Origin of the sequence: Flavobacterium aestivum, from assembly GCF_026870175.2 — a bacterium.
Classification (GTDB): Bacteria; Bacteroidota; Bacteroidia; order Flavobacteriales; family Flavobacteriaceae; genus Flavobacterium; species Flavobacterium aestivum.
Genome location: NZ_CP113977.2, coordinates 1856030 through 1870862, shown reverse-complemented (window position 1 = coordinate 1870862; position 14833 = coordinate 1856030). Strand labels below are relative to the sequence as shown.

At 33.6% G+C, this 14833-nt stretch carries 6 protein-coding genes; 2 read left to right on the top strand and 4 right to left on the bottom strand.

Annotation, left to right across the window (positions count from 1 at the left end; translation table 11 throughout):
- Positions 1-30 precede the first annotated feature (30 nt).
- From OZP08_RS08175 to OZP08_RS08160, 4 genes are read right to left on the bottom strand one after another with little or no spacing between them, the layout of a single operon-like run.
- Entirely contained in the window at positions 31-4029 is a 3999-nt protein-coding gene (locus OZP08_RS08175; RefSeq protein WP_281323438.1) for a beta strand repeat-containing protein, read from the bottom strand.
- Between the two features lie 10 nt (positions 4030-4039).
- Positions 4040-9742, bottom strand: coding sequence for a hypothetical protein (locus OZP08_RS08170; protein WP_281323437.1), 5703 nt, complete (start codon positions 9740-9742; stop codon positions 4040-4042).
- The gene (locus tag OZP08_RS08165) at positions 9739-10341 is read right to left on the bottom strand and encodes a hypothetical protein (protein ID WP_281323436.1); all 603 of its coding nucleotides are present in this window, start codon (positions 10339-10341) and stop codon (positions 9739-9741) included. Before OZP08_RS08165 ends, OZP08_RS08170 begins: the two co-directional genes overlap by 4 nt.
- Positions 10328-10831 carry an OmpH/Skp family outer membrane protein gene (locus tag OZP08_RS08160; protein WP_281323435.1) on the bottom strand — a complete coding sequence of 168 codons (504 nt, stop codon included), beginning with the start codon at positions 10829-10831 and terminating at the stop codon, positions 10328-10330. The genes OZP08_RS08165 and OZP08_RS08160 overlap by 14 nt, the downstream gene beginning before the upstream one ends.
- Before the next feature lie 268 nt (positions 10832-11099).
- On the opposite strand from OZP08_RS08160, the gene OZP08_RS08155 reads away from it, so the two are divergent.
- Both OZP08_RS08155 and OZP08_RS08150 read left to right on the top strand, forming a co-directional pair.
- Positions 11100-13820 carry a zinc-dependent metalloprotease gene (locus OZP08_RS08155; protein WP_281323434.1) on the top strand — a complete coding sequence of 907 codons (2721 nt, stop codon included), beginning with the start codon at positions 11100-11102 and terminating at the stop codon, positions 13818-13820.
- A 112-nt stretch (positions 13821-13932) separates the two neighbouring features.
- Positions 13933-14823, top strand: a complete 891-nt coding sequence (locus OZP08_RS08150) for a toxin-antitoxin system YwqK family antitoxin (RefSeq protein ID WP_281323433.1) — start codon at positions 13933-13935, stop codon at positions 14821-14823.
- Positions 14824-14833 lie beyond the last annotated feature (10 nt).

Below are 14833 nucleotides of genomic sequence, written 5' to 3'. Positions count from 1 at the left end.
CACTAATCAATACTATTAAAGGATATAATTTTAATTCTCAGCTGGTGGATCTGTTGGTGAAGGGTCAGTAGAATCACATCCTACTGGAGTGCTTGATACAATTCTTTTGGCTTCAATCACTGTTGGCTGACCAATAAAAATAGTCTGATGTGCACCTGAACAATCTATAAATTCAACCTGACTACATACTCCATTTTTTGGAGCGTATTCAAAATCCTGACATGCAACACAATTTTCTACACCATTGGTAGCTACAATTTTTGATGCCATAATCTCTTTACAGCCATTTTCGATTGGACCTACGATAACTCTTTTCTGTACACCATTGATATCTAAATAATCTACCCATGAATTTACTTGTGGATTATTACTCTCATCATTAGCCTGCCAAGACCCTTCATATCTAAATAATTCTATTGGCAAAACAACTGGCACCGATGTTGATGATGCCTGAAGAATTTTAATTTTCCCTACAATTGGCACACACGTTTGTTTTACAATTACATCTGTATAAAAATTGCCCTCACAGCCATTGCCGTCTTTAGCAAAAAGAAGTACGCGATAATTTCCTGGAATGCTAAACGTTTGTGATGCTACTGGAGTTGTTGCACTACCTTTTGGAGTAAGATTATCTAATTCCTTAAAAGTCCATTTATAACTTAAATTAGTCGCAGTGGTCTCGAATGAAAAATTAATACTATCAGCAGTTGTTGGACTCGCAATAGATGTTTTTATACTTCCTGACATTGGAGCACAGATGACAGTTGGGCAAAAATCTATATTTTTTATCGCATAAGATTGTACTCTATCATATCCTCCATACCCATCAATACCAGCAGGTATATAATTAGAAACACTATTTTTAGAAACTGTGTTATATGAAACATAGGTATTCGTATAATCTCCTAGACCTCCATTCGTTATCTGAACATCATTATTTACAATGTCCCCTGGTGAAAAAGAAAAAGATAATCCTTCCGAATATGGCCACATTGTATACTTATAATAATTAAAATTATATATTTTGTCAGCAAGGCTATTCTTTATATAAGGTCTAAGAGCAATCAACTCTGCTGGTGTACTGCCATTAATCTGGGCATTAGTGTCTCCTCTTCTAACTCTATCATACAAATGCGACAGTAATTTTTCATACAGCCCTTTTACAATTAAAGAGTTAGGATTGTTTAATGTACAAGACTCTAAAATAGTTACCTCTTTTTCTAAAGAAATAACGGAACCACAAGGATCATTATAAGTATAGATTACTTTTACAGTACCTCTAGTACTAGCGTTTAACATTCCGAGATATTCATTATTTTGTGTCCCTCCCATAAGCATTTGTATAGTTGCTGTACCTGATGCATTCCTTACAGACCATGTACCACCTAATGGATAACCTCTATATTCTCTTTTATAACTACTGCCAATAAAAGCAGTATCAGGTCCATCTATTTTGGCCCCAGTTGTTGCAGGGCTAATTGTAATTTCTTGAGGGGTTGCATAACTTTTGCAAGTACCATTGTCTACCATATAGTTTACCTGTACAGTTCCTGAGGATAGAGCAGTTACTAAACCAGTACTATCAATAGTGGCACTACCTGTTCCATTTGTAATAGACCAAACACCACCTAATGTAATATTAGCAAATTGTGTTGTTGCCCCAATACATACCTTAGTAGCACCACCAGTTATTGCGCTTATCGTTGGACTAGTATTAACTGTTACAGCAGAAGTTGGTAATGAGATACATCCTCCTGCTCCAGTAAAGGTAAAAGTAGCCGTCCCAACCGAAACTCCTGTTACCACACCCACATTACTTACCGTGGCTATAGCTGGATTACTACTTACCCATGTCCCTCCTCCTGATGGGGATAATTGTGTTGTAGTATTGATACAAATTGCGTTTGGTCCTGTTATACTCACTATTGGAGTAGTATTAACCGTCACTCCGGATGTCGCTAATGATGCACAACCACCCGTTGCTGTGAAGATAAAAGTTGCCGTTCCGGCAGTAACTCCTGTTACCATACCCGCATTGCTTACCGTCGCTACAGCTGGATTACTGCTTGTCCATGTGCCTCCTGTAGTTGGAGACAATTGTGTTGTTGTATTAATACAGATTGTATTTGATTCTGTAATACTTACCGAAGGTAAAGCATTTACCGCTATTGCTGGTGTTGCCGATGATGTACAACCATTTGTTGCTGTGAAGGTAAAAGTTGCCGTTCCGGCAGTAACCCCTGTTACCACACCGGCATTGTTTACCGTAGCTACAGCTGGATTACTACTTGCCCAAGTCCCACCTGTTATGGCAGATAATTGTGTTGTTGCATTGACACAAATAGTGTTTGCTCCTGTTATGCTTACAGCTGGTCTAACATCAACCGTAACAGACTTAGATACCGTTAATGAACAACCATTAGTAGTAACTCTATATGTAACTTCAACTGGAGCTGGATCTGCCAACACACCTGTAAGAATACCTGTACTACTGTTTATTGTTGCTTTACTACTATCATTTACTGACCAAATACCTCCTGATATTGTATTTGAAAATTGTGCCGTAGAACCCACACATACCGTAGAAGATCCTGCTATTGGGGACAATGATGGTCCGGCATCTTTTATAGTAATAGGCGTAGATACATTGAAGGGACAGCCATTAGCATTACCTGAATAGTATAGTTGAACTGAACCAGCCAATATTCCTGTAAGGCTACCTGTAGTACTGCTTACTATTGCTCTTTCCCTATCATTAGGAGGAACACTCCAAGTACCTCCTGATGTAGCGCTTGAAAATTGTGCTGTAGAACCAACGCATACCGTGGTATTTCCTACTATACTTACTGCTGGACTAGCATTAACCGTTACTAACTTAGATACTGTTGAAGAACAACCATTAGTGTTAACTCTATATGTAACTTCAACTGAACCTGCCGACACACCTGTAAGAATACCAGTACTGCTGTTTATTGTTGCTTTACTACTATCATTTACTAACCAAATACCTCCTGACGTTGTATTTAAAAATTGTGTTGTGGACCCCACACATACCGTGGAAGATCCTGCTATTGGGGACAATACTCCCGCAGCATTTATGGTAATAGGCGTAGATACATTGAAGGAACAGCCATTATTAGCATTACCTGAATAGTATAGTAGAACTGAACCAGCCAATATCCCTGTAAAAATACCTGTAGTACTGTTTACTGTTGCTTTTTCCCTGTCACTAGGCATAAGACTCCAACTACCTCCCGGTGTTGAGCTTGAAAATTGTGTTGAAGAACCAAGACACACAGTGGTATTTCCTATTATACTTACTGCTGGACTAGCATTAACCGTTACTGCTGGTGTTGCCAATGATGTGCAACCACCCGTTGCTGTAAAGGTAAAGGTTGCTGTTCCTGCAGTAACTCCCGTTACCATACCGGTATTACTTACCGTGGCTACTGCTGGATTACTACTCGTCCAAGTGCCTCCTGTAGTTGGAGATAATTGTGTTGTTGCATTGACACAAATTGCATTTGGTCCTGTTATACTTACTACTGGAATGGCATTAACCATTAAATATTGAGTAACACTACCAGCACAATAAAGTCCTGATGCTGGAACTGTATATTTAACCTGAACTTGTCCAGGTGTTAATCCTTTCACTTGCACACTTGATGGCCCTGTAGGCTCACCGCCGCCACCACCTCCGCCGCCGCCGCCTATAGCACCATTCAAATTCAAGCTAGAAGTACTCTTCCCACTCATGCCTGGTGTGTATATAGTAGCAGTTCCTGATCCATTAACAATTGACCAAACACCATTACTATTGGAATGATTAAAATATGGTGTAATTCCACCAACACAAACTGATGAAGAACCGCCACTTATTGCTGGGAGAACTGGATTGGTACACCCTGATGCTCCATTTGTCGAAACGGTTCCTGTACCTTTCTTTGTATTACTCTGATCTTGAGAAAATGCAACTGTAGATATAAAAAAACTTAAAATACTATAAACTAATGTATGAGATAATTTCATTTTGATATTATTATCGTTTTCCGTTAACACCAGCTGTAGTACACGAAACAACTTGTTTTTTAACTACTGCTTTTTTACTTGGTTCTATTTTTAAACTTTTTCTTCCTGTGTGAGATTGTTTTGTAGAGATACTTATCTCATTTACTTTGAGTTGTCCTTGAAAATCAAAATGAGAAGTAGTACCACAGTTTGATAAATCGTAATCCTCAAAACCATCTGAAGCCAACTCGCTGTATTTAGTATTTGAAGCTACAGCCACCGGAAAACGATTATTGTATCCATACAAAGCCGAAGAGTATCTATTTAAAGCATCTTTATTTTCTACTTCCTGCCCATAAGGATTGTATTGTGTAACCTGAGAGGCAAAAGTCCATTTTTTGAATTCACTTCCAGTAGTTATACCCCATTTGCCATCTGTTAACACATAAAACGGTGAAAAATCAGCAAAATATCCTGTTTTTCTAGGTGTGGGATCTATTGTATAGTTTCTTCCTGTTAGATACGCATAGGATTTATTGGCTCTCCAGTTTCCTAGTATATTATAGAGATACGGATTATACGAACGTTTTATAATATCATCTTGATCATCTGAACTATTATTCCTTTCGTATTCATATTCCAATTCCCCATTTGCAAAAATCATTTTCGGCAAATTACATTCACATTGTGAAGGCCATATATTATTATATTCAATTGCTGAAGCATTCACTATTCTATCACTTGCTGATGAAGATAAAAAAGGATTTCCGCCAATATTATTTTTTACTCCAATTATTTTATTATTACTATCATAATTATACAAAGGATTTCTCATAGAGGTTACACTTGCCATAGAAGCCATTTGCATGTTACGATGTCCTGAACGAATAATTTTTATTGTCCCTGCATTTATAACATTTTCTTTTACTAATAGTCCTCTTGAATCAATTAGCTGAAAATTGAAATCATTTACTTTTACCACCCAAGCATTAAGAGCATTTTCAGTTTCTCCATCCTTAGCCATTCCGCTTAGCCAAACTTCATCACCATTTATTAAATAATCAGAAGGCTTATTATTACCTGCTAACTGATACTGATTGTTACCTATTTTAGAAACATTCCATTCGAGCCCAATGTTTTTGGCAGCTTGGCTCATTCCGTCATAACTCCAATAAGCAGGAAAATTAAAGTTAAAATATTTATCATTGTATTCGTTTACAGTCTCTGTTAACAATACGTCTCCAGTCTCAGCATCCCAAGCTAAGTTCTTGGTAGATACTTTTGATCCTAAGTCATAAGCAATTTTTTCAGAAAGAATAGCTGATGTATGAATTACCTTTGTAGTAACTGCAGTACGTATTTGACTTTCGTGTTTAGAAAAAATAGGGATTGGTAATGGAACCACTACAACAATAATAGTAAAAGGTAAAGTTGCAACATTCATCGCTAGTCCACTAGTTGTACTTGTAGTATTACTCTCTCTAAAGTCGTTGATTACATCATAGTCTACACCTACCAGTTTAGAAGCTATATTTCCTTTAGAATCTACTGTTTGTACTGTATTATCTAGTAATTCAAGGTTTCTGTCTTTTCTATCTACAAGAGTTTTATAATTATAATCTACTCCAGATATTGCTTTTGTTTGTCCTTCACCATATACTCGTTGGCTTTTCATTTTACCATCCATATCATTAGTATGAATAGAATATCCTTGTGATAAAGTAATATGGTTTCTAACATTTAAACCAATAATACTAGCTAAAGCAGTAGATGATTTGTGCCCTCCAGACAATATTGTTCGATCTACTAATGTTGGAAAATCATTAGCCGTATAAAATTCTGTTACAACCGAACCTGTGGCATGTTTTTTCACAAATAACGGGCTTTCAGTATTTCCCCTAGGTAAATTACTAACCGTTACTCTACTATACGTAACTTTTGGAGAAGGAAAAAAAGATTCTCCTAAAGGTTCTTCTACATAATTATCAGTATCTGGCCCTAGCAATAAATCCGGTTTATTAACATCATAGAATGGTTTTACAAATGGATTCTCCTTACATCCCAAAGGCTCATAAGTTGCAACTCCTGAAGATTTTTCAGTAGGATTTCCGTTTGAATCAACTGTATTATATGCATATTGTTGTCCATAAGATTGCTTATAAACCTCATCACTAGTATGATCTGTCATTACATTCCATTGATCATGAATACTAATAACTTTAACTCTACTACCTCCCCCCCTTTTTTTGGCATCTGGCTGGCATAATCTTATCCACGATTTACCCGTTATAAATTTACTGGCAATTCCAGTTTTAATTAAAATAGTATTTGGGCTTTTAAAAATTTCAAGGAGCCCGGAAAAACTTTTAACAAGTTCTTTTACAATACCATCCAAATCAGAAATATCTTTTTCAACATCATCACCATAAACAAGTCTATTCAGATTATGTCTACCAAAATTCCAACCTGCTTTTATGATAGGATTCACCATATCTGAAGAGTGAGTACCATCACCTCTTTTAATTTTTTCAAGAGGTATTGCTACATATTGCTTACCATTAATTTCATTAAAAGCATATTTGCTCAAATCTTTATTAATTGTAGTATAACCTGTAACGTAATCGTATCTATCAGTAGTAACAATACCTGGTTTAGGATTTGGATTTACCATATTAAGTAAAAATCTAAAATAAAGAAGATCACCATGTTCTACTATAGATTTCAAGTATTTATTATAAAAATTTTTTGGAATTGATGAGTCACCAATTGAAACATTTTCATCAATTTTATGATCCAATTCAATATAGATATAATCACCTAAATCCTTTATTCCCCTAACATTACTATCATTAATATTTGCAGCGGTAAGCCCATCTTTAGTTCCACTACCCACAACTTTAAACATCTGCATGGCATCCTTATTCTGTACCTTGGCATAATCATCGGACTCATAATTTAATTCCATAACACCTCCCGATGGCAAACGAATAGATTTTAACAACCAAGCAGAAGCATATTGATCGGCTTTTATTATATCTTCCGGGTTAACAACTTTTATTTTATCTTTTTGATCAACGAAAGGATATTCTGCATTTGATAATGCATCTGTAGTTGCAAGACCACTATTTGTGTCAACAGGTTTGTAATTCCCCCAAACATCATAAGCTTTTATATCATAACGAGGATTATTAATTGTATCATCTTCTAGCTTCTTTACTGTTTTTTCTGGAGCATAGTTAAAAACATAAGGCGTAAATTTCCCCATGTTCGAATTTTTATAGGTAAAATAAACTTTACTAAGTGTTAACTTACCTTGTTCCCCTACATTTACTTTGTTAATCGTATTTATATTATTATCAACCCCTTGGCATAATTTATAATTATATTCAAAATGAGCCACTTTTATTGGAGTGGCATGATCTCCTTTGGCTAAATATTCCGGTTTAGAATACAATGAAATACTATCTAGCTTATACATTTTAGAATCATTAGGAACTCCAACTTCTCCATAACCTCCATTTTCATCTTCTACTCCATACCCATCATTTCTTTCTGAAAGATGAAAAATAGCAATGTGAGTTTTAGTTACTATCTTTTTAATATATAACAACTCTTTTTCTCCATATAGATAATTCCCTTTATTATCTTTTTTACTAGAACGCAATCCTTCATCAAAATTGGCTTTATTTTTCTTATACGGTACTCTCCATTTATAAACATGATCTTTATCTGCTGATTTATTTTCATATTCAAATTTAGTATAGGTTCCCAAATCATCATCTGAAGGTCCATCACCTCTTAAATCCTGATAATCTGATGATAAAACCGAGGTTAATAAATAAGTGTGTGCATAGGCTGGAGTGGTCACTCTATTAAAGTATCGATCTCCATCTCTAGCATTTTTTGCAGAATTATCAATACCAGGATTATAACTCACTAATCCGGATTCAACTTTTTCATATTGATTCTGTATGTTACTTATATCAAATGTTGTTTCTTTTTTAACAACATTATAAGCAGCTCTACCATAAATATAGCGCTCTCCTCCTTCTTTGGTAATTCTTATCTCGGCAGTATGATTATTCCTTGCATACTCACTAAACTGTTTGGTAAATCCAAATTTTTCAGCTTCGGCTTTAGTCAATTTATCAATAGATTGATTTCTGGATAATCTTTCTTTTCTAGCTATCTGATCTGTGTTATCAATAGCTGCTTTATTCGTAGAATAATTCGAACTTGTTTTGGTGTCAAATCCATCTCCAACAATTTTAAGCGCTATTGGATCATATCCTCCTAATTGAGCATTAAATAAACTTAATTCTTTATCTGTATGAAAGCCTCCAATGTTTTTGAAAAAAACTTTTTCATAATTCGGCTTATTATTTTTTTTCTCTTTAAACCTTCCTAAAGCTGGGTTATTTTTTTCCCATACCTTACTATAACTATCACCTACTGTAACAGACACATTCCCACCTATATGAAAACCTCCTCCGGCACCTATTTCAAGCCCCAAAGAACTTCCTTCACTATCATCATTGGTCTCATTATCATAAACATACCCTACTTGCGATTTATAAGGGCGATACATTCCTGAAACCCCCTGTCCTTGAATACTATAAATATCATAGGTATTATTGGTGATGGGTAATGAAGTAGTATTTTTATTGAATGTTCTGTCTTTTTCTCTATTAAAATCTAAAACTGCAGATTTACCTGCATTATAGGTATTTTCAAAACCATATGCTTTTTCTACCTTGTGCTTTTCAGATTCTTTGATTCCTTGAGCCGATCTATAGCCAGAAAATTTTAAACCTGGTTCAATACCCCAAAATTCAAATTGAATATTCGCATTAAACATAATATTAGATGACACCATACCCACACGTTTTGTTGGTGTAAAAGAAGCATCTATATAAGATATTGAACCAGAACCACCTTCATTGAAATGAGTAATCTTACCCATTTTTGCTTTATTATCATCTTGATAAGATTTAGTAGCAACATTAGCCCCTAGAGTTACACTTTCAACACCTTTTCTACTATTATAACTTACTCCTGCATTGAGTCCTAGATTAACATCAGTATTACCTAAACTTCCGATTTTTTTAGAACACGAAATATTTGGAGAAACAGAAACACCTTCTGAAGAAGAAGATTCAAGATTCATACCAACCGAAAGATTTTCATTTATCTGAAAGTCTAACCCTCCATTTACAGATACCCCTAATCCATCATAATTATTATACTTAATCCCTATCCCATTTTCAACTTTTAGACTAGGGCCATTTTCTTCTTTTGCACCAAAAGCAGTAAGAAATGTATTAACGTTAGCTCCAACAGTTACATTAGGTTTCATGCTATTCTCATAAATCATTTCATCTCCATCAAAATCATCAGGTAATCCTCTAAGCTGTCTAGAAATTTGACCAACATTAAGATCCCATCCCAATCCTACCCATGAAGCTTCTTGATCCATATTTACTCCAGAATTATAGGCTAGGTTCAAAGGATACCCACCTACATCCATAATAGGAATGTTGTAATTTAAATCACCACTAGACAAATCTACCATATCTGAGGTTCCTATTGGTGTGAATGATTGAAACTCTGGCTGCGATGGACCTCCTGTCAATGCATAAATTTGCATAGGCTGAAAAGTTTCTAATAGAATCATCATTGCTAAATAAATAGCCACTATTTTCTTAAACTTACTTTTTTTTACTTGTTGAATCATAAAGCTATAGGGGTAAAAGGATCTTTGAATTTAAATTTTAATGTTCCCTTTCTAAAAAGGTAATCATTGTAAATTAATTGTATTTTATCGTTGGGATCTATTCCAGAGAAAAACAGCAGTACTTTTTGAAAAGGAGCAATTTTGTAATTGCGCTCAAAATTTACACCGGAACACTGAATGGTATCTTTTTTTGAAGTCACTACATAAAAGTCTTTATCAAGCCCAAAAGACATGTATTTTACAGCTGCAGTATAATCCATTCCCGTAAAATTTTGGGCTAGTAAATCTTTCTCTTCATCTTGCTGAAATGTAAATTCTATGACGCGCTCCGTTTTATTTTCTTCATAAAGAGAATCGACCTGTTTAAGGTTTTCGTTCCCTAAATCCTTCAATAAATAATATTGAATTGGAACTTCGGTTGCTGTAAAACCAATATCATCTATAACTTGTGTATAGGAACGGGATTTCCAACCGATTTTTTCAAGATTAAAATATCGATCTCTAATTTCAGAATCTAGTTGACCATTTTTTGGGTCTTTTTTACAAGAAGCAAGAAGAAAAATAAAAAAAATAAAAACTAACTTATTAAAGACCTTCATACTTTTTATTTAGATAAGTAAGAAGTTCATTCGTAACGTCAATTTTTTCGTCAGCAAACAAAACTGTTTGTTTGTTATTAGAACCGATAACTAATTGGTATTTTTTTTCTTTTGAAAATTCAGTAGTATAACTTTTTATTCTTGACCAAATTTTTTCGGTTTGTTCAGATGCAAAAACTTGATTGAACTGTTCTAATTCACTCTTTCCTTGAATGAATTGTTGCATCAATATTTTTTTTTCCGTAGCAGAAATTGTAGAAGCCTGTAATTTGGCATACAAATTATCTAAAACTAATTTTCTGGAATTGAATTCTTTTTCTCCAACTCGCTTCATTTCTTTGGTCATTACAAAACCATCAAATAACTTAGCATTATCTACATAAACTACTTCCTTATCCGATTTAAAGAAAAAGAGAACAGAAAAAACAATTAACAAACTAATTAATAAGATGTTAATTACAACGTGGGGGTTTATTTTATTTTTAAGCACAAATAACTTGTTAATTTCAAAGGCGCAAAAGTAGTATTTTTTCCATACCAGCAATGCGTTTATCAAATTATTATTACAAGCCAACTAAATTCAATAATAAAGTATCGAAAAATATTAATATTATATATGTTTAAATTATAACCATTAAGATAAAAAAGATTTCTAATTTATAAGTTTTTTTTAAAAAGCAAATACTCATTTAAATGTTAAGGACTATTCTTGCATTCCAATAAAAATAAATTAATTTCGCCACTCAAAATTTTAATGCATGAATAAATTATTACTTTTTTTTGGATTTATAATGATCCCTTACCTAGGGTATTCCCAAAATAAATCTCTTTGGGAAACCGTAAATCAAACATCTAATTCATCATATGACAAGCTTAATAACAATCTCGAATTAGACGATAAATTATTTTTCCGTTTAAATGAAATCAATTTTAAACAAACTCTACTGAGCCTTCATGATAAATCAATTCAAGACAAAACGATAAAAATTACTATCCCCAATAGCAATGGAAAATTAGAACAATTCCTAGTAAGTGAGTCTTCTAATTTTGCACCAGAATTACAAACTAAATACCCAGATATTCGAGCCTATTCTGGAACAGGGATTACAGACCCTTATGCTTCTATTAACTTTAGTGTTTCTCCAAATGGAATACAGACCATGGTTTTAAGAGGTGATAGTGGTTCAGAATTTATCGAACCAAATACATCTGATAAATCGGTATATATCCTTTCTACTTCTAAAAAAAGAAATAAAGAAATGCTACCTTTAACTTGCAAAACAATAGATATATCGCTAAATAATGAATTGATTAAAAAAGTCAGCCAAATAAAATCGAATACAGGTATTTTTAAGACCGTACGATTAGCGTTGTCGTGTACAGGAGAATATGCATCTTATTTTGGGGGAACAGTCGAAGGAGCTTTAGCAGGAATGAACGCAACTATTACGAGAGTTAATGGAATTTTCAATAAAGATTTAGGCTTGAAATTAGAGATTATTGCTAATAACAATTCTATTATTTATACCAATGCCAATACAGATCCCTATTCTAACGAAACTGAAGGACTAAAAACTATTACGGGGTGCACAGGGGATTGTCCAGGGACATGGAACAAAGAAGTACAAGCAACAATCACTAATGTAATTGGTGAAGCAAATTATGATATAGGTCATTTATTCGCAGCCACTGGAGGTGGTGGAGATGCTGGTTGCATAGGATGTGTTTGTACTACGTTAAAAAACACAAACTCAACTCCTGTCTATACAAATGGTAAAGGAAGTGCCTATACCTCTCCTGCCGACTCCAAACCAGAAGGTAGTACATTTGACATAGACTATGTTGCACATGAAATGGGACATCAACTCGGTGCAAACCACACTTTTTCATATGATATAGAAGGAACTGGCGTAAGTGTAGAACCTGGTAGTGGATCAACTATTATGGGATACGCCGGAATAACAAATTATGATATTCAAAATCATTCAGACGATTATTTTGGATATGCTAGTATTTTACAAATCCAAGATAATTTAGCCTCAAAATTATGTCCAAAAAACACAGCATTATCCAATCAAACACCAATAATTAATGCAGGCTTAGATTACACTATTCCAAAAAGTACTCCTTTCATTTTAAAAGGAACTGGGTCAGATTCTAATGGAAACACTTTGACTTATTGTTGGGAACAATTTGACTCGGCCACAGATCAAACAGGTTCAAAAAGTTATGCTTATGATACAAAACCGAATGGCCCTCTTTTTATATCTATTTTACCAAGTGCCTCGCCTATTAGATATATGCCGGCTCTTGCAAACGTTTTATCTGGTCAATTAAGTACTAACAAAGAATCTGTATCATCGATAAACAGAACATTAAATTTCACTTTAACTGGAAGAAACAATGCTGCTTTAGGATTAGGACAAACCAATACTGATGCCATGGTGGTAACAGTAAATGCAAATGTTGGTCCTTTTACTATAACATCTCAAAACACTCCAAATTTAAATTGGGTTGCTGGTACTAAAGAAACAATAAATTGGAATGTAAACAATACTAACACCCTAACGGGGTCATCCAATGTCAATATTAAACTTTCAAACGATGGGGGAATAACCTTTCCAACTGTTTTAGTTTCCAATATACCAAATAATGGATCAGCACAAATCACTGTACCGGATATTAATGCAACAAACTGCAGGATTTTAATTGAACCAACCGCTAACATTTACTATGCTGTAAATAGCAACTCTTTTTCTATTACAAATCCAATTGATTCTTCTTGCAACACCTATACTTTTACAACCCCTTTTTATATACCAGAATCAGAAGCTTATAGTTCATTAACAATAGATGTGCCTCCATCCTCAGAAAAAGTTGCAGATATAAATATTGAAATAAAACTTAAACATCCCTATTTACCAGATGTTCAAATAGAATTAGTCAATCCACAAGGTACAGTTGTTAAATTGTTTGATAGTTTTTGCGGTGCCTCAAATGACAAACTATTTATAAATTATGACGATTCTGGAACTCCTCTTTCATGTAACACATCGAGTTTACAAACAGTGACTCCTGCCCAACCTTTATCAACTTATAATAATATTAGCCCTGAAGGCAAATGGACATTAAGAGTAAGAGATGCTTTTCTAGGTGATAACGGGGTACTAGAGTCTGCCAAATTAACTATCTGTACTAAATCAAGTGTTTTATCTTCTTCAAGTTTTGAAGTCAATAATTTTAGTTTATATCCAAATCCAAACCACGGAAATTTTAATATCCAATTTAATAGCACAACTTCAAATGATGCAAAAATTTCTATTTATGATTTATTAGGCAAACAAATTTTTAATGAAACATATAAAAACGAACCAAAATTCAACAGAAATATACACTTAAACAATACAAATACAGGAGTTTATATATTAAAAATAACTGATGGTGATAAAGAAACAGTAAAGAAATTAATCATTGAGTAATCAAATAAAACAAAATCAACTCTAATAACAATGCATATAAAAAGGCTACAATAGCATTAAAAAAAAACTATATATTATACTATCTTGCACCCGTTTATAAACTTAATTTACTTTGAAAGCAAAAACAACTCACCTTTTTTTATATTTTTCAATACTATTCTCATCCTATTCTTTTTCTTCAGACCCCTATAGCATAAAACGTATTTCAGATGAAAATTTTAGGTATGAATTTTATGTTACCAATAAAAATGTTACTCCAAAACCAAACAAAGTATATTATTGGTTTAAAGGTGGTGCTATTCATAGTGCTCAAGGTGGATTTGGAGGAGATTTACTAAATGAAGCATTTCTAAAAACCTATCATAGCAATCAAATTGCCGAAAAAGGAAAGTTTAAAAATGGCCTAAAAGTAGGCAATTGGATAACATGGCATTCCAATGGTGCAATAGAAAGCACTCAAAAGTGGTCTAAGGGATTGCGAACTGGCATGTATTACAAATATGATAAAAATGGAATTATTGTAGAAACTGGATGCTATAAAAACAACAAAAAGCATGGAAAATGGTATGATTTGGTAAAAAAAGACACTGTTAATTATACCAATGGAATCCCAACTGTGAAAAAACAAAAAGCATCTAAACTAGACAAGCTAACATTAAAGCTACAAACGTTAAAAGACGATGCAGACAAAAAAGCACAAATAGAAACTGAAAAAAATAAAATAGCTGTTGCCAAAAACGCTGAAAAAGACTTTATAAAAGCGCAAGAATTAGCATTAGAAAATGAAAAAGCTAATATTAAAATTCGCAAAAAAGAAACCAATGAGGCTAAAAAAGCAGCAAGATTAACAACCAAAGCAAATAAAAAGGCTGAAAGAGAAGAAAAAAAGAAACAAAAAGCTATAGAGAAAGCAAATAAAGAAGCAAATATAAATAAAGGAAATACACCTAAAAAAGAGAATTTTTTCGATAGGCTTTATACTAAATTATTTAGAAAAAAATAAGTAAATAAAA

Coding starts and splice junctions, on each gene's coding strand:
- OZP08_RS08170 (WP_281323437.1), bottom strand. CDS start 9,742: ATGATTCAACAAGTAAAAAAAAGTAAGTTTAAGAAAATAGTGGCTATT.
- OZP08_RS08165 (WP_281323436.1), bottom strand. CDS start 10,341: ATGAAGGTCTTTAATAAGTTAGTTTTTATTTTTTTTATTTTTCTTCTT.
- OZP08_RS08175 (WP_281323438.1), bottom strand. CDS start 4,029: ATGAAATTATCTCATACATTAGTTTATAGTATTTTAAGTTTTTTTATA.
- OZP08_RS08155 (WP_281323434.1), top strand. CDS start 11,100: ATGAATAAATTATTACTTTTTTTTGGATTTATAATGATCCCTTACCTA.